General features: G+C 74.9%; 18 protein-coding genes. 5 read left to right on the forward strand and 13 right to left on the reverse strand.

The window, feature by feature from the left end:
• Nucleotides 1-102 precede the first annotated feature (102 nt).
• The 4 genes from ACRYRX_RS16730 to ACRYRX_RS16745 all read right to left on the reverse strand — a co-directional run bounded on the left by ACRYRX_RS16730 (nucleotide 103) and on the right by ACRYRX_RS16745 (nucleotide 4,547).
• Nucleotides 103-885 (reverse strand): hypothetical protein, encoded by a 783-nt coding sequence (locus tag ACRYRX_RS16730; protein WP_432513555.1) that lies wholly within the window; start codon nucleotides 883-885, stop codon nucleotides 103-105.
• Between the two features lie 122 nt (nucleotides 886-1,007).
• A complete protein-coding gene (locus ACRYRX_RS16735; protein ID WP_432513557.1) occupies nucleotides 1,008-2,693 on the reverse strand; it encodes a ribonuclease J in 1,686 nt (561 codons plus the stop codon).
• A gap of 49 nt (nucleotides 2,694-2,742) precedes the next feature.
• The gene (gene dapA, locus ACRYRX_RS16740; RefSeq protein WP_432513559.1) at nucleotides 2,743-3,669 is read right to left on the reverse strand and encodes a 4-hydroxy-tetrahydrodipicolinate synthase; all 927 of its coding nucleotides are present in this window, start codon (nucleotides 3,667-3,669) and stop codon (nucleotides 2,743-2,745) included.
• Nucleotides 3,670-3,860: 191 nt separating this feature from the next.
• The gene (locus tag ACRYRX_RS16745) at nucleotides 3,861-4,547 is read right to left on the reverse strand and encodes an HAD-IA family hydrolase (protein WP_432513561.1); all 687 of its coding nucleotides are present in this window, start codon (nucleotides 4,545-4,547) and stop codon (nucleotides 3,861-3,863) included.
• A gap of 51 nt (nucleotides 4,548-4,598) precedes the next feature.
• On the opposite strand from ACRYRX_RS16745, the gene ACRYRX_RS16750 reads away from it, so the two are divergent.
• Nucleotides 4,599-6,449, forward strand: a complete 1,851-nt coding sequence (locus tag ACRYRX_RS16750) for a sugar phosphate isomerase/epimerase and 4-hydroxyphenylpyruvate domain-containing protein (protein WP_432513563.1) — start codon at nucleotides 4,599-4,601, stop codon at nucleotides 6,447-6,449.
• On the opposite strand, the gene ACRYRX_RS16755 is transcribed toward ACRYRX_RS16750, so the two are convergent.
• The 3 genes from ACRYRX_RS16755 to ACRYRX_RS16765 form a co-directional block, all read right to left on the reverse strand.
• Nucleotides 6,400-7,308, reverse strand: a complete 909-nt coding sequence (locus tag ACRYRX_RS16755) for an NADP-dependent oxidoreductase (protein WP_432513566.1) — start codon at nucleotides 7,306-7,308, stop codon at nucleotides 6,400-6,402. The genes ACRYRX_RS16750 and ACRYRX_RS16755 overlap by 50 nt on opposite strands.
• A gap of 419 nt (nucleotides 7,309-7,727) precedes the next feature.
• Nucleotides 7,728-8,024 carry a DUF6343 family protein gene (locus ACRYRX_RS16760; protein ID WP_432513569.1) on the reverse strand — a complete coding sequence of 99 codons (297 nt, stop codon included), beginning with the start codon at nucleotides 8,022-8,024 and terminating at the stop codon, nucleotides 7,728-7,730.
• A gap of 190 nt (nucleotides 8,025-8,214) precedes the next feature.
• Nucleotides 8,215-8,607, reverse strand: coding sequence for a phage holin family protein (locus ACRYRX_RS16765; protein ID WP_432513572.1), 393 nt, complete (start codon nucleotides 8,605-8,607; stop codon nucleotides 8,215-8,217).
• Between the two features lie 456 nt (nucleotides 8,608-9,063).
• On the opposite strand from ACRYRX_RS16765, the gene ACRYRX_RS16770 reads away from it, so the two are divergent.
• The 4 genes from ACRYRX_RS16770 to ACRYRX_RS16785 all read left to right on the forward strand — a co-directional run bounded on the left by ACRYRX_RS16770 (nucleotide 9,064) and on the right by ACRYRX_RS16785 (nucleotide 13,660).
• Nucleotides 9,064-10,200 (forward strand): glutathione-independent formaldehyde dehydrogenase, encoded by a 1,137-nt coding sequence (locus ACRYRX_RS16770; RefSeq protein WP_432513574.1) that lies wholly within the window; start codon nucleotides 9,064-9,066, stop codon nucleotides 10,198-10,200.
• A gap of 80 nt (nucleotides 10,201-10,280) precedes the next feature.
• Nucleotides 10,281-10,481 carry a hypothetical protein gene (locus tag ACRYRX_RS16775; protein ID WP_432513575.1) on the forward strand — a complete coding sequence of 67 codons (201 nt, stop codon included), beginning with the start codon at nucleotides 10,281-10,283 and terminating at the stop codon, nucleotides 10,479-10,481.
• Between the two features lie 69 nt (nucleotides 10,482-10,550).
• Nucleotides 10,551-11,309 carry an HAD family hydrolase gene (locus tag ACRYRX_RS16780; protein ID WP_432513576.1) on the forward strand — a complete coding sequence of 253 codons (759 nt, stop codon included), beginning with the start codon at nucleotides 10,551-10,553 and terminating at the stop codon, nucleotides 11,307-11,309.
• A complete protein-coding gene (locus ACRYRX_RS16785) occupies nucleotides 11,306-13,660 on the forward strand; it encodes a glycoside hydrolase family 65 protein (protein ID WP_432513578.1) in 2,355 nt (784 codons plus the stop codon). Before ACRYRX_RS16780 ends, ACRYRX_RS16785 begins: the two co-directional genes overlap by 4 nt.
• Nucleotides 13,661-13,678: 18 nt before the next feature.
• Here ACRYRX_RS16785 and ACRYRX_RS16790 read toward each other — a convergent pair whose 3' ends face one another.
• From ACRYRX_RS16790 to rpsO, 6 genes are all read right to left on the reverse strand, one after another.
• Nucleotides 13,679-14,128, reverse strand: coding sequence for a hypothetical protein (locus ACRYRX_RS16790; protein ID WP_432513581.1), 450 nt, complete (start codon nucleotides 14,126-14,128; stop codon nucleotides 13,679-13,681).
• Nucleotides 14,129-14,160: 32 nt separating this feature from the next.
• Complete coding sequence (locus ACRYRX_RS16795; RefSeq protein WP_432513583.1) at nucleotides 14,161-14,601, reverse strand: hypothetical protein; 441 nt, start codon at nucleotides 14,599-14,601, stop codon at nucleotides 14,161-14,163.
• A gap of 5 nt (nucleotides 14,602-14,606) precedes the next feature.
• On the reverse strand, nucleotides 14,607-15,347 hold the full coding sequence (gene dapB / locus ACRYRX_RS16800; protein WP_432513584.1) for a 4-hydroxy-tetrahydrodipicolinate reductase: 741 nt from the start codon (nucleotides 15,345-15,347) through the stop codon (nucleotides 14,607-14,609).
• A complete protein-coding gene (locus tag ACRYRX_RS16805) occupies nucleotides 15,344-16,717 on the reverse strand; it encodes a M16 family metallopeptidase (RefSeq protein ID WP_432513586.1) in 1,374 nt (457 codons plus the stop codon). The genes dapB and ACRYRX_RS16805 overlap by 4 nt, the downstream gene beginning before the upstream one ends.
• A gap of 1 nt (nucleotide 16,718) precedes the next feature.
• Nucleotides 16,719-18,962, reverse strand: coding sequence for a polyribonucleotide nucleotidyltransferase (locus ACRYRX_RS16810; protein ID WP_432513587.1), 2,244 nt, complete (start codon nucleotides 18,960-18,962; stop codon nucleotides 16,719-16,721).
• Nucleotides 18,963-19,198: 236 nt separating this feature from the next.
• Entirely contained in the window at nucleotides 19,199-19,468 is a 270-nt protein-coding gene (gene rpsO, locus ACRYRX_RS16815; protein ID WP_432513590.1) for a 30S ribosomal protein S15, read from the reverse strand.
• Nucleotides 19,469-19,575: the final 107 nt, after the last annotated feature.

Consider the following 19,575-nt stretch of genomic DNA (forward strand, 5'->3'; position numbering starts at 1 on the left):
GGGGGGGGGGGGGAGGTTGGCCCCCGGGGGGGGCGCGGGCCGCGGGGGCCCCCGCGACCTACGTGCCCGGGCCCCCGGCCCCCGTCGGCTGAGCGTCCCGGCTCAGCCCACCGGGTCCCCGGGCAGGTGACGGGCGAGGTGGTCCTGCGCCGCGTGCACGTCGTCGTCGGTCTCCGGCGCAGGGTCCTCGGCCAGGTGGCGGGGGGCCGGGGTGAGGGTGACCTCGACGTCGACGCGACCGGGCTCGGGGCTGGAGACCTCGCCGGTCACCTGCACCGGTTCGGGCCCGGGGACGTGGATCGTCACCTCGCGGCGGGGCACCTGCCAGGCCTCGGGGATCTCGAGGGTGGCCGAGAGCAGTTCCAGCTCGGTGGGGGCCGGCGCGACCGGCACCTCGACCGGGCTCTGGACCGGGGCGGGGGCCGGGGCGGGGGCCGGGACGGGGGCCGGGGCGGGAGGGGGTGCGGGCGCGGCGACCGGGCTCCGGACCGGGTCCGCCGGCGCGGGGGCCGGGACCCGCACCGGGTCCGGGTCCCGGCCGGCGCTCCGGGAGACGACCGTCTCCTGCGGCGCGTCGGGGACGGCGGGCGGCACGGGCGGCACGTCGGTGACGGCGGGGGGCGTCACCGCGACCGGGGTGGGCGCCGGGGCCGAGGGAGCCGGGATGGAGGGGGCGGCGACCGCGGTGCGCGAGGGGGCGGGCTGGGCCTGCCCCCGCTCGGGTCGCTCGCCGGTCCGCTCGGCCACCACGACGCCACCGACCACCGCGACCGAGACGGTCAGCCCGGCGGCGACGACGCGCGCGGGACGGCTGCCGAGCAGGCCCCCGGTCGAGTGCCGCGGACGGTGGGAACGCCCCGTCCGGGAGCGTCGGGGCGTCTGCACGGCGCAGAACCTAGCAGCAGCCGGACGGCCCACCCGCCCGCCGGACGAGCCCCGTCACTCCCCCGGACGCGACCGCAGCCGCCCCCGGGGACGGGAGCGGCTGCGGTCGGGACGGACGGTGGTCAGGCGGTGACCACGACCGGCACGATCATGGGCCGGCGGCGGTGGGTCTGCGCGACCCACGTCCCGACCGTCCGGCGCACGATCTGCTGCAGCTGGTAGGTGTCCACCGGCCCGGTGGACGCCTCGTTGAGGGCGTTCTCGACCCGCTTGCGCACCCCGGCGAAGCGGTCGTCGCCGTCGCCGATGAACCCGCGGGCGTTGAACTCCGGCCCGGAGACGACCTTGCCGGTCACCGAGTCGACCGCGACGAAGATGGAGATGAAGCCCTCCTCGCCGAGGATGCGCCGGTCCTTCAGGTCCGCCTCGGTGATCTCCCCGACGCTGGACCCGTCGACGTAGACGTACCCGACCGGCACCGCCCCGACGATCTTGGCGACCCCGTCGACGAGGTCCACCACGACACCGTCCTCGGCGATGACGACGCGCTCGCGGGGGACGCCCGTCTTGACGGCGAGGTCGCCGTTGGCGAGCAGGTGGCGGATCTCGCCGTGCACCGGCATGACGTTGCGCGGCTTGAGGATGTTGTAGCAGTAGAGCAGCTCCCCGGCGCTGGCGTGCCCGGAGACGTGGATCTTGGCGCTCTGCTGGTGCACGACCGTGGCCCCCAGGCGGGCGAGGCCGTTGACGACGCGGAACACCGAGTTCTCGTTGCCCGGGATGAGCGAGCTGGCGAGGATCACCGTGTCGCCGGCGTCGATCGAGATGCGGTGGTCCCGGTTGGCCATGCGCGACAGCGCCGCCATCGGCTCACCCTGCGACCCCGTGCACATGAGGACCACGCGGTCCTCGGGCAGGTCGTCGACCTGCTTGAGGTCGATGAGGATGCCCTTGGGCACCTGCAGGTACCCCAGGTCGGCCGCGATGCCCATGTTGCGCACCATCGAGCGCCCCACCAGGGCCACCTTGCGCCCGTGGGCGTCGGCGGCGTTGAGGACCTGCTGCACGCGGTGGACGTGCGAGGCGAACGAGGCGACGATGATGCGCTTCTCGGCCCGCCCGAACAGCTGCTCCAGCACCGGGCCGATGTCGCGCTCGGGCGCGGTGAAACCGGGTACCTCGGCGTTGGTGGAGTCGACGCAGAACAGGTCGACGCCCTCGTCCCCGAGCCGCGCGAACGCGTTGAGGTCGGTGATGCGGTCGTCCAGCGGCAGCTGGTCCATCTTGAAGTCGCCGGTGTGCAGGACGAGCCCGGCGCTGGTGCGGATCGCGACGGCGAGCGCGTCCGGGATCGAGTGGTTGACGGCGATGAACTCGCACTCGAACGGGCCGAGCTGCTCGGTCTGCCCCTCGCGCACCGCGTGGGTGTACGGCTTGATGCGGTGTTCCTTGAGCTTGGCCTCGATCAGCGCCAGGGTCAGCTGCGACCCCAGCAGCGGGATGTCGGACCGCAGCTTCAGCAGGTACGGCACCGCCCCGATGTGGTCCTCGTGCCCGTGGGTCAGGACGAGGGCGACGATGTCGTCGAGCCGGTCGGCGATGGGGCCGAAGTCGGGCAGGATCAGGTCGACGCCGGGCTGGTGGTCCTCGGGGAACAGCACGCCGCAGTCGACGACGAGCAGCTTGCCGTCGTGCTCGAAGACGGTCATGTTGCGCCCGACCTCGCCGAGGCCGCCGAGGCCGTAGACGCGCAGGGCGCCCTTCGGCAGCTTCGGCGGGCTCGTCAGCTCGGGGTGGGGGTGGCTCATGCGGCTCCTCCTGCGGCCTTCGGCGGCCGCGGACCGTGGGACGGGTTCTTCAGGCGTTGGCGGGGGCCGGCACGAGGCCGGCCAGGGCGAGGTCGGCGCCGATGGCGGCCACCTCCTCGGGGGTGGCCGGCAGCAGCGGCTGCCGGACGGTGCGGGTGGGCAGGACGCCGGTCAGCTCCAGGGCGGCCTTCACCGCGACGGCCCCCTGCGTGCGGCCCATGATCCCGCGGACGGCGGGCAGCAGCTGCGCGTGGACCGCGCGGGCCGTGCGCAGGTCCCCGGCGTCGACGGCGGCGATGAGGCGGGCGTACTCGCGGCCCGCGACGTGGCTGACGACCGAGACGATGCCCGACCCGCCCAGGCTCAGCAGCGGCAGGTTCAGCGCGTCCTCGCCGCTGTAGTAGGCCAGGTCGGTGCGGGCCAGCACCTGGGCGGAGGCGTGCAGGTCGCCCTTGGCGTCCTTGACCGCGACGATCCGGTCGTGCTCGCCCGCCCGCACGAGCGTCTCGGTCTCGATCGGCACCCCGGAGCGGCCCGGGATGTCGTAGAGCATGACCGGCAGGCCCGTCGCGTCCGCGACGGTCGTGAAGTGCGCCAGGACGGCGGCCTGCGGCGGCTTGTTGTAGTACGGCGTGACGACGAGCAGCCCGTGCGCGCCCGCCTTCTCCGCCGCCCGGGCCAGCTCGACGGTGTGCCGGGTGTCGTTGGTGCCCACCCCGGCCACCACGGTGGCGCGGTCGCCCACGGCCTCCAGGACGGCGCGCAGCAGCGCGTCCTTCTCCTCGTCCGAGGTCGTCGGGGACTCCCCCGTGGTGCCGCTGACGACCAGGCCGTCGTGGCCGGTGGCGACGAGGTGCTCGGCCAGCGCCGAGGCCGAGGCCAGGTCGAGGGAACCGTCCGCCCCGAAGGGGGTGACCACCGCGCTCAGCACCGTCCCGAACGGACGGGGGGGCGCTGCAGCGGTGGCGGTCGGCATACCGGGAGGTTACCGCGAGCGCGCGGTGGACCGGCTCACCAGACCCCGCCGGGCCGCCGGGGGCCCGGACGCCGCCCCGGACCGGGACCCGGACGTGCGGGGACCCGGTCGCTGCCCGCTCGGGGGTCCGGGCAGCGACCGGGTCCGAGCAGGTCATCGCCGCGACCCCGGGCGGTGTTACACCCCGGCGCTCAGCGGGCCGCGTCCCCGACCAGGCCCACCCGCAGGCCGTCCGGGCCCGGGGTGATCGCGACCTGCGAGAGCAGGGGCACCACGAGGTCGGCCTCCAGCGGCCCCTCGGGGTGCGTGGTGCGCACCGCGAGCGTGGCGCACCCGGCGGCGCGGGCGGCGGTCAGCCCCGCCGGGGCGTCCTCCACGACGAGGCAGTCGGCGGGGTCGACCCCGAGCCGGGACGCGCCCAGCAGGAAGCAGTCGGGGGCCGGCTTGCCGTGCTCCACGTCGTCGTAGGTGACGAGCGCGGCCGGTTCGGGCAGGCCCGCCGCGTGCCGCCGGGCGTCGGCCAGCGGGGCCGAGCAGGACGTCACGATCGCCCACGACCGCTCCGGCAGCCCCGCCAGCACCCGCGGCACCCCCGGCAGCTGCACGACGCCCTCGACGTCGGTGACCTCCAGCTCCAGGATGCGGGCGGCGGCCTGCTCCACCGTCCCGGCCGCCACCAGGTCGGCCACGATCTCCGGCGCCGGGCGGCCGTGACCGGCGGCCTGCGCCAGCTGCTCGGCGGTCACGCCGTGCTCGACCGCCCACGTCGTCCAGCACCGGGCGATGGCCGCCGTGGAGTCCACGAGGGTGCCGTCCATGTCGAACAGGACGGCGGCGAAGGGTCGGTCCAGCACGGGGTGGGAGGGGTGGGCGCTCACGGGCGCACCCTACGCGGGGCCCGACCGGCGCCCGCGTGCCAAGGTGGGCGGGTGCGGACCTCGATCGCGACCGTCAGCCTCGCCGGGACCCTCGCCGAGAAGCTGCGGGCCGCGGCGGCCGCGGGGTTCGACGCCGTCGAGGTCTTCGAGCCCGACCTGGTCACCTCCCCGCTGCCGCCCGCGCAGGTCCGGTCCCTGGCCGACGACCTCGGGGTGCGGATCGCGCTGTTCCAGCCGTTCCGCGACCCCGACGACACCGACCCGTCCGCGGTGGCCCGCACCCGGGAGCGGCTGCGCCGCAAGCTCCCCGTCGTCCGCGCCCTCGGCTGCGACCTCGTGCTGGTCTGCTCCTCGGTGCACCCCGGCGCCGTGCGCGACGACGACGAGCTCGCCGGGCAGCTGGCGGCGCTGGCCGACCTCGCGGCCGCCGAGGGCGTCCGGCTGGCGTACGAGGCGCTCGCCTGGGGCACCCACGTCGCCGACTACCGGCACGGGGCGCGCGTCGTCGCCCTGGCCGGCCACCCCGCGCTCGGGACGTGCGTCGACTCCTTCCACGTCCTGTCCCGCGGGGACGACCCGGACGACGTCGCGACGCTCGACAAGCTGTTCTTCTGCCAGGTCGCCGACGCCCCGCTGCTGGGGATGGACCTGCTGCCGTGGTCGCGCCACCACCGCCTGTTCCCCGGCCAGGGCGGTTTCGACCTCGCCCGCTTCCACCGGGCGGTGCTGGCGAACGGGTACGACGGGCCGGTCTCGCTGGAGGTCTTCAACGACCTGTACCGGCAGAGCGACCCGGGCCGCACGGCCGTCGACGGGCTGCGCTCGCTGCGCCACCTCGCCGACCGGGCCGAACCGGGGACGCTGCCGGCGGCCCCGGCCCCGGCCGGCTGGGCGTTCGTGGAGGTGGCCGCCTCGCCCGAGGGCGCGCCCGCCGTCGGGGCGCTGCTGGGGGCGCTGGGGCTGGCGCGCACCGGCACCCACCGGCGCGGTGACGTCGACCTGTGGACCGGCGGCGGCGTGAACGTCGTGGTGAACCGCCGCTCGGCCGACGAGCGGGCGCGGGTGTCCTCCCTGGGGCTGCGGGTGAGCCGGCCGCACGCGCTGGCCGACCGGGCCCGGGAGCTGCTCGCCCCGCTGGTGCACCGCCCCGTCGGTCCCGGGGAGGCGGAGATCCCCTCGCTGGTGGCCCCGGACGGGACGTGGGTGCAGTTCTGCGGCACGACGCCGGACTGGCTGGACGACTTCACCCCCACCGACGTCCCGGCGCCCGCGGCGGGGCCGGCGCTGACGGGTGTCGACCACGTCGCGCTGCCGCAGCCGTTCGCGGGGTTCGACTCCGCCGGGTTGTTCCTCACGGCCGTCCTGGGGCTGGAGGCCGGGGAGGTCGTGGAGGTCCCCGGCCCCGAGGGGCTGGTGCGCTCGCGCGCGCACACCTCCCCCGCCCGCACCCCCGACGCCACGGTGCGGATCGCGCTCAACGTCGGCCCGACGTCGGCGACGCTGCGGGGACGGCCGGTGGCGGCCGGGCACGTCGCGTTCGCCACCGCGGACCTGTTCGCCGTCGTCCGCGGCTTCACCGCCGCCGGCGGGGAACCCCTGCCGGTCCCCGACAACTACTACGACGACCTCGACGCCCGGTTCGGCCTGGACGCCGCGTTCCTGGCCGACCTGCGCCGGCACGGCGTCCTGTACGACCGCGACGGCACCGGCGGGGAGCTGCTGCAGTTCTTCACCCGGGCGGTCAGCCGGGAGTTCTTCGTCGAGGTGGTCGAGCGGCGCGGCGGGTACGCCGGGTACGGCGCCGCGAACACCCCCGTGCGGCTGGCGGCGCAGCGCGGGGTCCCGGCCGGGCTCAGGGCAGCAGGACGATCCGGCCCTGCCGGTGCGGCCGCTCGGCGGTGACGAAGGCCTCGACGACGTCGCTCAGCGCGAACGCCCCCGCGATCGGGACGTGCAGCCGGTCCGCGGCGACGAGCTCGACGAGCTCGGCGAGGATCTCGCCCCGGCGCGGCTCGGGGTCGCCGAACTCCAGGTCGGCCTCCAGCGGCAGCGTCGCCACGCACCGGTCCTCGGCGACCCCGAGGGCCTCGGCGAGGTGCCCGACGTCGGCGCCGGTCGTGTCGACGAGCACGTCGACCCCGCCGGCCGCGGCGTGCACGGCCCGGGCCAGGCTCCCCGCGTCCCCGGAGGCGACGGGCACGGCCCCGTGCGCGTGCAGCCACTCGTGGTGGACGGGGTCGGCGGCGCCGACGACCCTCGCCCCGCACAGCCGCGCGAGCTGGACGACCAGCGTCCCCGCGTCCGAGGCGGCGCCCACGACGAGGACCACGTCACCGTCGCGGACCTTCGTCGACTCCACGCACGTCCACGCCGTCACCCCGGCCACGTACAGCGCCCCGGCCACCTCCCAGGACACGGCGGCGGGTTTGGCGACCAGCGAGCGCTCGGGCACCACGACGACGTCGGCGTGCCCGCCGTGGTCGGGGCTCCAGCCGAGCACCTCGTCGCCGACGGCGAAGCGGCCGGTGCCCTCGCCGGCGGCGGTGACGACCCCGGCGAACTCCGAGCCGGTCGCGGCCGGGAAGGCCATCGGGTAGAGCTGCGCGAGCGCCCCCTCGCGCGCGGCGGACTCCCCGGCGGTCACCCCCGCGGCGCGCACGGTCACGGCGACCTCACCGGGACCGGGCTCCCGGGCGGGCACCTCGACGACCCGCAGGACGTCCGGGCCACCCCAGCGTTCGAACCGCACGATTCTGGCCATGGGGTGAGACTGTCCCGGCGGTGGGGCCGGGAGCAACCCGGGGTCGACCGCGGAGCGACCCCGCCCCCTCCGCGGCGGACCGGCCCGGCAACCGGACGTGCGCCCACCGCCGGATCGGGTGGGGCCGTGCACGGTCACCACCGACGAACCGCGGCGACCGGCCAGGGACGTCGACCACCCCGCCGGCCACGGCGACCCGGACCGCGTTCGACGTCCCTCCCCCCGGTCCCGAGGTTCGGTCCCGCTCGTGGGCAGGCGGTCCCTGCCGCAGGTGCTCGGACGACGGGGGCGGGAACCCGCGGGCCGTCGCGGCCGAGGAGGCCGGGTACGACTCCGTCGAGAGGGGTGACCACCACCCCTGCTCGACGGGCAGGGGCGCTCCGGTCCCACCGGGGGCGTCCGGGACGTGAGGAGCGGGGTCAGCGCCGCCGACGGCGCAACCGGCGGCTGACGACCACGAGGTCGACGGCTGCCAGCAGCGCCAGGACGGCCAGCGCCCACCCCGGGGCGGGCGTCCCCCCGGGTGGGGCGTCGACCGTGAACCAGACGATCGCGAGCGCGGTGCAGACGACGAGCCCGAAGAGCGCCAGGGCGAACCGGAGCCGCAGCGGGGACCGGGCCGTGCGCGCCTCGTCGCCCGTCCGGCCCGGGGGCTGGCCCGGGTCGATCCGTACCTCGGGGCCGGCGGGCCGGTCGGTGGGGTGTCGGGGTTCCACACCGGTTCCCTACCCCGCCCGGGGTGGTCCGATGCGGAGGGCGGCTGACGAGGTCCGGCACGGCGGCGTCGACGTGCCGGCTCCCCGGCCCCGCACGCCGTGCGCGGGGCCGGTGACGGTGGCGCCGGTTCCCCGGGGGACGCCCGAGGGGTGCTCCGGCCGGGCCGGGCGCTTCCCGGTCGTGGCGGGTTCAGCCCGCCGCGGGACGGGCGGCCCGCACGTCGTCGCGGATGCTGGCGAGGGTCTCCTCCGGCCACAGCGGGCCGACGCGGCGCAGCTCGGCCAGGCCCGCCGACACCAGCAGGGCCGCTCCACCGCCGTAGGCGAGGGTTCCCGCGAACGCGGCGGTGGTCGGCGGCAGGACCTTGCCGAACAACCGGACCGTGAAGGCCGCGGACGTCCCGGCGGCCAGCGCGCCCAGCGCGACCCCGCCGCCGAGGAGGGCGGCCGCCTTGGAGGCTTCCTTCGCCTTGGCCAGCAGTTCCCGCTGGCCGCGCCGCACCTCGGCCCGCACGAGCGCGGCGGTGTCGGAGGTGAGTTCGTCGACGAGTTCCCCCGCCGTCCGGTGGGTGTGATCGGTCATCGTGTTCCTCTCAGGGGTGGTGTGGTCGCTCCGGTGCGGCAGCGCCGGGGGCGTCGGGATCGATCCGCACGGCGCCCACCTCCCCCGGTCCGGGGTGCCGCACTCCCCGCGGCTCCCTCGCTCGGCGGGAAGGGTTCCTCGTCGCCGACCGGGACCGCCGTGTCGCCGGCCCCTGGATCGGCACTTCGCACGCGCGCGCCCTCCCGGAGCCGTCGTCGTGGCGCCTCGGGGCGTGCGGGGAACCGCCGGACCCCGGTCGCCGGAGGTCCCGACGCCGGTGTGCACCAGCACCGTGGGGACGTTACCCACGGCACCCGTCCCCCGCGCGGTGGAACCGTCGCCCCTCCCCCGCGACGCGGACGGGCGGCCCGCGACCGCACCGCCGGTTGAACGCGCGACCGCCCGTTCACGGGGTCACGATCGAGACCCACCACCCCACGACCAGGAGGTCGGAACGTGAAGGCCGTCGTCTACCAGGGTCCGAAGGACGTCGTGGTGAAGGAGGTCCCGGACGCCCGCGTCGAGGAACCCACCGACGCCGTCGTGCGCATCACCACCACCAACATCTGCGGTTCCGACCTGCACATGTACGAGGGCCGCACCGCCGTCGAGGAGGGCAAGGTCCTCGGCCACGAGAACACCGGGGTCGTCGAGGCCGTCGGCTCCGGGGTGAACCGGGTGAAGGTCGGCGACCGCGTGTCGGTGCCGTTCAACATCGCCTGCGGCACCTGCCGCAACTGCCTGCACGGCTGGACGTCGTTCTGCCTGCGGACGAACCCGACCGAGGGCATGGACGGCGCGGCCTACGGGTACGCCAACATGGGTCCCTACGACGGCGGGCAGGCCGAGTTCCTGCGGGTGCCGTACGCGGACTTCAACCTGCTCGAACTGCCCGCGGGCACCGAGCACGAGAACGACTTCACGATGCTGTCGGACATCTTCCCCACCGGCTGGCACGGCGTGGAACTGTCCGGCATGGTGCCCGGCGACGACGTGGCCGTGTTCGGCGCCGGCCCGGTCGGCCTGATGGCCGCGCACAGCGCGCTGCTCAAGGGCGCCGCCCGGGTGTTCGTCGTCGACCGGGAACAGGACCGGCTGGGCCTGGCCGCGAGCATCGGTGCGATCCCCGTCGACTTCTCCGCCGGCGACCCGGTCGAGCAGATCGCCGAGCAGACGCTGGGGCGCGGGGTGGACCGCGGGGTCGAGGCCGTCGGGTACCAGGCGCACGACCCCTCCGGGGACGAGCACCCCGAACTCGTGCTCGACAACCTGGTGAAGGTGGTCCGCAGCACCGGCGGGATCGGCGTCGTCGGCGTCTACGTGCCCCAGGACCCGGGCGCGGCCACCGACGGCGCGAAGGAGGGCCGGGTCGGCTGGGACTACGGCACGTTCTTCACCAAGGGCCAGTCGATGGGCACCGGGCAGGCGCCGGTCATGCGGTACAACCGGCAACTGCGCGACCTCATCGTCGCCGGCCGCGCGAAACCGTCGTTCATCGTCTCGCACGAGCTCCCGCTGGACCGGGCCCCGGAGGGTTACCGGAACTTCGACGACCGCGTCGACGGCTGGACCAAGGTGTTGCTGCACCCCTGACCTCCGCGGCGCGGACGCCCCGGCCGGTGGCGGGGGCGTCTCGTCGCGCACGAGACCGCCCGCGGGGCGAGGCTGGGGGCATGAGCGAGACGAACCCGCAGGACGCCGGCCCCGAGACCGGCACCGACCCCGACGGCGACCCCGGCCAGCTGAACCCGCGCGACCTGCGCGGGACCCCGACCGGTGACGACGTCGCGCAGGACGGCGCGGACGACGGGGCACCGGACGAGGACGCCGACCCGCGCAACCTCAACCCCCGGGACGCCGACCCCGAACCGTGAACCGCACCGGTCCGGGGGCCGGGCCCGCCCGACCTGCGGGTCCGGGGCCCGGCTCCTAGGGTCGGGAGCGTGCTGGGACTGCCTGACGACGTGACCGCGCTCCTGTTCGACCTCGACGGCGTGCTGACCGACACCGCCGCCGTGCACGACAAGGCCTGGACGAGCGCCTTCGACTCCTACCTGCGCGAGCACGCCGAGCGCACCGGGGCCCCGTTCCGCCCGTTCGACCCGGTCGAGGACTACCGCACCTTCGTCGACGGCAAACCCCGCGCCGACGGTGTCCGCGACTTCCTGGCCTCGCGCGGCATCACGCTGCCGGAGGGGTCGCCCGACGACCCCGGGGACCAGGCCTACGAGGACACCACCGTCGCGGGCCTGGGCAACCGCAAGAACGCGGACCTGCTGCGGCGCATCGCCTCCGACGGCGTGGAGGTGTACGAGGGGTCGCGGCGGTACCTGCGCGCCGCGCGCGACGCGGGTCTGCGGCGGGCGGTGGTCTCCTCCAGCGCGAACACCCGGCAGGTGCTGGAGGTGACCGGGCTGGCCGAGCTCGTGGAGGCGCGCGTCGACGGGGTGACGTTGCGGCAGGAGGGGTTGCGGGGCAAACCCGCTCCCGACAGCTTCCTGGCCGGGGCCCGCGCGCTCGGCGTCGACCCCGCGCACGCGGCCGTCTTCGAGGACGCCCTGGCCGGGGTGCAGGCCGGGCGTGCCGGGGGTTTCCGCGCCGTCGTCGGGGTGGACCGCGTCGGGCAGGCCGACGGGCTGCGCGAGCACGGGGCGACGGTCGTGGTGACCGACCTGGCGCAGCTGCTGGAGGGGGACGCGTGATCGCCCAGGACGCCTTCCCCGTCGAGCCGTGGCACGTCCGCGAGACCCGCCTGGACCTGCAGCTGCTGGGGTCGGCCGAATCGGTGTTCGCCCTGTCCAACGGGCACATCGGGTTCCGCGGCAACCTCGACGAGGGCGAACCGCACGGCCTGCCCGGCACCTACCTGAACTCGTTCTACGAGGAACGCCCGCTGCCCTACGCCGAGGCCGGGTACGGCTACCCGGAGGTCGGTCAGACGGTCGTCAACGTCACCGACGGCAAGATCGTGCGGTTGTTCGTCGACGACGAGCCGTTCGACGTCCGCTACGGCGAGCTCGTCGCCCACGAACGGGTCCTGGACCTGCGGGCCGGGACCCTCGTGCGCACCGCCGAGTGGGTCTCCCCGGCCGGCAAGCGGGTCCGCGTCCGCTCCACCCGGCTCGTCTCGTTCGTGCAGCGGGCCTGCGCGGCGATCGAGTACGTCGTGCAGGCCGTCGACGAGGGCGTGCGCGTCACCCTGCAGTCCGAGCTGGTCGCCAACGAGGCGCTGCCGGGGACGTCCGGGGACCCGCGGGTCGCGGCGGTGCTGAAGGCCCCGCTGGTCTCGGTGGAGCACGACAGCGGCCGGGCCGGCGCCACGCTGGTGCACCGGACCCGGGTCAGCGGGCTGCAGATGGCGGCCGGCATGGAGAACCACGTCGAGGCCCCCGGGCGCGTGGACGTCGAGACGCACGACGCGCAGGACTGGGCCCGCACCACGGTGGTGTGCGTGCTGGGACCGGGCGAGGAGGTGCGGCTGACGAAGTTCCTCGCCTACGGGTGGTCGGCGCTGCGGTCGCAGCCGGCGCTGCGCGACCAGGTCGCCGGGGCGCTGTCGGGGGCCCGGTTCACCGGGTTCGACGGGATGCTCGCCGAGCAGCGCGAGTACCTCGAGGAGTTTTGGGACGCCGCGGACGTCCAGGTGGAGGGGGACGCGGAGGTCCAGCAGGCCGTCCGGTTCGCGCTGTTCCACGTCCTGCAGGCCGGGGCGCGCGCCGAGCAGCGGGGCATCCCGGCCAAGGGGCTCACCGGGCCCGGGTACGACGGGCACACCTTCTGGGACACCGAGGCGTACGTCCTGCCGGTCCTGACGTACACGGCGCCGCGGGCCGCGGCGGACGCGCTGCGCTGGCGGGCCCGCACGATCGACGCCGCCCGGCAGCGGGCCGCCGAGCTCGGGCTGGCGGGAGCCGCGTTCCCGTGGCGGACCATCCGGGGCCGGGAGTCCAGCGGGTACTGGCCGGCGGGCACGGCCGCCTTCCACGTCAACGCCGACATCGCGGCGGCCGTCGAGCGGTACCGGGTCGCCACGGGCAGCGATGCGCTGGAGACCGACGGGGGGCTGCTCGTGCTCGTCGAGACCGCCCGGTTGTGGATGTCCCTGGGCCACCACGACGACGAGGGCCGCTGGCACGTCGCGGGCGTCACCGGACCGGACGAGTACACGGCCGTCGTCGTCGACAACCTCTTCACCAACCTGGCGGCGGCGCAGAACCTGCGCGCCGCGGCGGGGGCGTGCTCGCGGCACCCGGACCTGGCCCGGTCGCTGGGGGTCGATCTGGAGGAGCGGGCCGCCTGGCGCGACGCGGCGGACGCCGTCGCGGTCCCCTACGACGAGAAGCTGCGCGTCCACCAGCAGTGCGAGGGGTTCACCCGACGGCCCGAGTGGGACTTCGAGGCGCACGGGGAGTACCCGCTGCTGCTGCACGCGCCGTACTTCGACCTGTACCGCAGGCAGGTCGTCAAGCAGGCCGACCTGCAGATGGCGCTGTTCTGGTTCCCCGACGCGTTCACCGCCGAGGACAAGGCCCGCGCCGTGGACTACTACGAGCGCCGCACGGTGCGCGACTCGTCGTTGTCCGCTGCCGTGCAGGCGATCACGGCCGCCGAGGTGGGGCACCTGGAACTGGCCCACGACTACCTCTACGAGGCCGCCGGCGTCGACCTGCGCGACCTGCACCACAACACCGGCGACGGTCTGCACATGGCCTCCCTCGCCGGGACGTGGCTGGCGCTGGTGCACGGCCTGGGCGGGATGCGAGACAACGACGGCCTCCTGCGGTTCGACCCGCACCTGCCCGAGGGGTTGTCGCGGTTGCGGTTCACCGTCCACTGGCGCGAGGCGAAGCTCTGCGTGGACGTCACCCGCGACGACGTCACGTACACCGTGCGCGACCACGGGGCGGAGGTCGTCCTGCGGCACGCCGGGGAGGAGATCACGCTGCGGTCCGGTTCCCCCGCGACGCGGCCCCTGACGCCGGTGAGCCCGCTGCTCCCGCCGCCCCAGCAGCCGCCGGGCCGCGCGCCCGTGCAGCGCGGCGAACGCCGCTGACCCCTCGGCCGGGCAGGGTCAGGCGCGACGCAGGGACGCGAGCATCGCGGTGTGCCCCTCGCCGGTGGCGAGGGGCACGTTGTCCATCCGCAGCTCCAGCCCGTCCCCGGCCGCGCGCAGCGTGACCTCCCACCGCCACTGGCCCTCGACGTAGTCGTACCCGACCGTCACCGACGACCCGCCGGACGTGCCGAGCAGCACCCGGGCCTGCGGCGCCTGGTGCCAGGAGTCGCCCCACAGCGCCACGACGGAGCCCTCACCGTCCCCGGGCCCGAGGGTCAGCAGCCCGGCCTGGTCCCCGTCCTCGGGGTGGGCCCACGCGTACCCGACGGTCGTCATCGCCCCGGCGACCTGCACGACCGCCGTCGCGGGAGCGGTGTGCGGCGCGTCGGCCGGCAGGAGCCGGAAGGCGTTCTCACCGGCCCAGGCACCGGCCCAGGCGCCGGCGAGGTCCGCGAGGAGCGTCATGCGCCCAGGCTAGCGACGCGGGAGGGGGACCGTCAGCGCGCGCGGTGCAGCTTGACGGCGTGCCGGGCGGCGGCGCGGCCGCGGCGGCGGTCACCGGAGGCGTCGTACGCCATCGCCAGCCGGTACCAGGCGCCGGCGTCCTGCGGGCTGCGCTCCACCTCGCCCTTGGCCCGTTCCCAGGCCAGGGCCCCGGCGGCCCGGTCGATGCGCCCGGCGGCGGTGCGCTCGAGGTCGTCGACCGGCAGCTCACCGCGCTCGGCGAGCTCGCGCCCCAGCTTCTCCGTCGCCACCCCGAACAGCAGCTCGCGCACGACGGCCCACAGCCCGACCAGCGGCAGCAGGAACAGCGCGATCCCGAGCAGCACCCCGGCCCAGCTGCCGGTGCGGGCCAGCTGCACCCCGAGGTTGCCGAGGAACACGAAGTAGAACAGCAGCGCGGCGACGCTGACGGCGATGACGATCTTCGTGCGCACGCCCCTCACCCCAGGTCGAGGTAGTGCTCGAGGCCCACCGTGACGCCCGGGCGGGTGGCCACCTGACGGATCCCCACCAGCAGCCCCGGCATGTAGGCCGAACGGTCGTAGGTGTCGTCGCGCAGGGTGAGGGTCTCCCCCGGGCCGCCCAGGACGACCTCCTGGTGCGCCGTCATCCCCCGCACGCGGACCGCGTGCACGTGCACGCCGTCGACGACGGCCCCGCGGGCCCCGGGCAGCTCGGTCGTCGTCGCGTCGGGCGAGGGCCCCAGCCCCGCCTCGGCGCGCGCCCGCGCGATGAGCTGGGCGGTGCGGATCGCCGAGCCGCTGGGCGCGTCGACCTTGCCCGGGTGGTGCAGCTCGACGACCTCGACCGACTCGAAGAACCGCGCGGCCTTGGCGGCGAGCTGCATGACGAGCACCGCGCCGATCCCGAAGTTCGTCGCGATGAGCACGTTGCGACCGGCGGCCGCGGCCCACTCCTCGACCTGCGCGACCCGCTCGGGGGTGAACCCGGTGGTGCCGGTGACGACGTGCATCCCCTGCATCAGAGCGCGTTCGACGTTGCCCATGACCTGGTCGGGGACCGTGAGGTCGACCAGGACGTCCGAGCCGGCGGCCGCGGCCGGGTCGTCGCCGCGCCCGAGCGCGGCGACGAGCTCGAGGTCGGCCGCCGCCTCGATCGCGGCGACCGCCTCGCGGCCCATGCGCCCGCGCGCCCCGGCCACGGAGACCCGCAGGGTCACTGCACGACCCCCGTGAAGGCGCTGTCGTCGTCGAAGGGCCCCACGACCGTCACCGAGCGCGGCCGCGCCAGCAGGTCCACGGCCAGGGCCTGCACCTGCTCGGCGGTGACCGCGCGGATGCGGGCCAGGACGGTGTCGACGTCGAGGAACTGCCCGTGGGTGAGCTCGGACTTGCCGAGGCGGTTCATCCGCGAGCCGGAGTCCTCCAGGCCGAGCACCAGGCCGCCGGTCAGCTGCCCGACCCCGCGCGCCAGCTCCTCGGCTTCCAGCGGCGCGTCGCCCAGCGCGACCAGCTCGGCCAGCATGAGGTCGGTGACCTGCGCCGCCTTGGCCGGGGAGCAGCCCGCGTACAGCCCGACGTACCCGGAGTCGGCGTAGTTGGCGTTGAAGGAGTACACCGAGTACGCCAGGCCCCGCTTCTCGCGGACCTCCTGGAACAGCCGCGAGCTCATGCCGCCGCCCAGGACGGCGTTGAGCACCGACAGCGTGAAGCGGCGCGGGTCGGTCGCGGTGATGCCGGTCATCCCCAGCAGGACGTGCGCCTGCTCGGTCTGGCGGTCCACGACGAGCGCGCGGCCCTTCTCCAGACCGCCGGCGACCTGACCGCTGACCCGGCGCGGGCGCGGGGCGGCCTGCCCCAGGTCGCCCGCGGCGCGGTCCAGCTCGCGCTGCACGGTGGCGACGACTTCGTCGTGGTCGAGCCCGCCGGCCGCGGTGAACACCAGCGTGGACGGCTGGTAGTGCTCGCGGTAGTGGGCCCACACGTCGTCGCGGCCGACGGCGCGGATCGTGTCCGGGGTGCCGCCGATGGGCCGGGCCAGCGGGTGCTCACCGAGGACGAGCTCGGCGAAGCGCTCGTGCGCGACGTCGCCGGGGTCGTCGTCGTTCATCGCCAGCTCCTCGAGGATGACCTCGCGCTCGCTGGTGAAGTCGTCGTCGTCCAGGACGGCCGAGGTGACCATGTCGGTGACGACGTCGATGGCCATCGGCAGGTCGCTGTCGAGCACCCGCGCGTAGTACGTCGTGTGCTCCTTGCCGGTGGCGGCGTTCGCCTCGCCCCCGACGGCGTCGAACGCCGAGGCGATGTCCATCGCGTCGCGGCGCTCGGTGCCCTTGAACAGCAGGTGCTCGAGGAAGTGGGTGGAGCCGAAGTGGCCGCTGGTCTCGTCGCGCGAGCCGACCCCGACCCAGCACCCGATGCTGGCCGAGCGCTGACCGGGCATCGCCTCGGTCAGGACGCGCGCACCGCACGGCAGGACGGTGCGCTTGACCAGCGCGCCGTCGGCGTCGGACAGGACGGTGGTAGCGGGAACCCCGCCGGCCGCCACGGTGGGCAGCTCGACGGGGTTCCCGGGGAGGTTGGACGTCACGTCAGGCGTCGGCCTGCTCCGGCGCGGGGGCGTCGCCCTCGGCGGGCTCCTCCGCGACCACGGGGACCAGGGACAGCTTGCCGCGCGGGTCGATCTCGGCGATCTCGACCTGGACCTTCTGCCCGATCGAGACGACGTCCTCGACGTTGTCGACGCGCTTGCCGCCGGAGAGCTTGCGCAGCTGCGAGATGTGCAGCAGGCCGTCCTTGCCCGGCATGAGCGAGACGAACGCGCCGAAGGTCGTCGTCTTCACGACGGTGCCGAGGTAGCGCTCGCCGACCTCGGGCATCGTCGGGTTGGCGATGGCGTTGACCGCTGCGCGGGCCGCCTCCGCCGAGGGACCGTCGACGGCCCCGATGAACACCGTGCCGTCGTCCTCGATGGAGATGTCGGCGCCGGTGTCCTCCTGGATCTGGTTGATCATCTTGCCCTTGGGCCCGATGACCTCGCCGATCTTGTCCACGGGGACCTTGACGGTGATGATCCGCGGCGCGGTCGGCGACATCTCGTCCGGGGTGTCGATGGCCTCGGCCATGACGTCCAGGATGTGCAGGCGCGCGTCGCGGGCCTGGGTCAGCGCACCGGCGAGCACCGAGGCGGGGATCCCGTCGAGCTTGGTGTCGAGCTGGATCGCGGTGACGAACTCCTTGGTCCCGGCCACCTTGAAGTCCATGTCGCCGAAGGCGTCCTCGGCCCCGAGGATGTCGGTCAGCGCCGCGTAGCGGGTCTCACCCTCGACGGTGTCGGAGATCAGGCCCATGGCGATGCCGGCGACGGGGGCGCGCAGCGGGACACCGGCGTTGAGCAGCGACAGCGTCGAGGCGCACACCGAGCCCATCGAGGTGGAGCCGTTGGAGCCCAGCGCCTCGGAGACCTGGCGGATCGCGTAGGGGAACTCCTCGCGGGCCGGCAGCACCGGGACGATGGCGCGCTCGGCGAGGGCGCCGTGGCCGATCTCGCGGCGCTTGGGCGAACCCACGCGGCCGGTCTCACCGGTCGAGTACGGCGGGAAGTTGTAGTTGTGCATGTAGCGCTTGCGCGTCACCGGCGACAGCGTGTCGAGCTGCTGCTCCATGCGGAGCATGTTCAGCGTGGTGACGCCCAGGATCTGGGTCTCGCCGCGCTCGAACAGCGCCGAGCCGTGCACGCGGGGCAGCACCTCGACCTCGGCGGACAGCGTCCGGATGTCGGCCAGGCCGCGGCCGTCGATGCGGACCCCGTCCTTGAGGACGCGCTGGCGGATCAGCGCCTTCTGCACCGAGCGGTAGGCGGCGGAGATCTCCTTCTCGCGCCCGGCGTACGCCTCGGCGAGCTCGCCCTTGACGCGCTCCTTGATCTCGTCGATGCGCGTCTCGCGCTCCTGCTTGCCCGCGATGGCCAGCGCGGCGGCCAGCTCGGTCGCCGAGGCGTCGAAGACGGCCTGGTAGGCGTCCTCGGCGTAGTCGGGGAACAGCGGGAACTCCGCGGTGGGCTTGGCGGCCGCGGCGGCGACCTCGGCCTGCGCCTTGACCAGCTTGGCGATGTGCGGCTTGGCGGCCTCCAGGCCCTCGGCCACGACCTCCTCGGTCGGGGCGGTGGCGCCCTGCTCCTTGATGAGCTTCCAGGAGCCCTCGGTGGCCTCGGCCTCGACCATCATGATCGCGACGTCCTCGGTGCCGTCCGCGGCGGTCACGACGCGGCCGGCGACGACCATGTCGAAGACGGCGCGCTCGATCTCGGAGTAGCGCGGGAAGGCGACCCACTGGCCGTCGATGAGCGCGATGCGCACACCGCCGACGGGGCCGGAGAACGGCAGGCCGGACAGCTGGGTCGACATCGAGGCGGCGTTGATGGCCACCACGTCGTAGGCGTCGTCGGGGTGGATCGCCATGACGGACACGACGACCTGGACCTCGTTGCGCAGGCCCTTGACGAAGCTCGGGCGCAACGGGCGGTCGATCAGGCGGCAGGCCAGGATCGCCTCGGTGGAGGGGCGGCCCTCGCGGCGGAAGAACGACCCCGGGATCTTGCCGGCGGCGTAGGAGCGCTCCTCGACGTCGATCGTCAGGGGGAAGAAGTCGAACTGGTCCTTCGGGGACTTGCCGGCGGTCGTGGCGCTCAGCAGGAACGTCTCGCCGTCGAGGTAGACGCTCGCGGAACCGGCGGCCTGCTTGGCGAGGCGGCCGGTCTCGAAGCGGACGGTGCGGGTGCCGAACGAGCCGTTGTCGAGGACGGCTTCGGCGGCGGTGATCTCAGGACCCTCCAAGGGGTTCCTCCTCGGGTTGCGGTGCGGTGTGCAACACCCGCGCGCCCCCGGCCTTCGATCGAGGCCCACGGGCCCGGGGTCTCCCCACGGGTCCGGAAGCCACCACCGAGGACCGGCGCGACGCTGCGCGATGTCGCAGCTCGTCAGGATGAGTCTGCCGCGAGTGCGGCCGTGATGCGCAGCAGGGGTGGCCCCGTGTGTCGGGACCACCCCTGCTGCCAGGCCCCTGACCTAGGTCAGCGGCGGATGCCGAGACGCTCGATGATCGAGCGGTAGCGGTTGATGTCCTTCTTGGCCATGTACTTCAGCAGGTTGCGGCGCTGGCCGACGAGCAGCAGCAGGCCACGACGGCTGTGGTGGTCGTGCTGGTGCTGCTTGAGGTGCTCGGTGAGGTCGCGGATGCGCTGGGTCAGCATCGCGACCTGGACCTCCGGCGAGCCGGTGTCGCCCTCGCTGGTGGCGTACTCGGCCATGATCTGCTTCTTGACTGCGGCGTCGAGGGGCACTCGTCTCTCCTTGCACTCGTTGCGCGGTGCCTCGGGGCTGATCCACCCGGGCGCTCTGGGTCCGCGGCCGATCGAACGGCGAGGTCCAGCCTAGCAGCGGTCCTGTG

Source organism: Kineococcus lubricus, from assembly GCF_050871965.1.
GTDB lineage: Bacteria > Actinomycetota > Actinomycetes > Actinomycetales > Kineococcaceae > Kineococcus.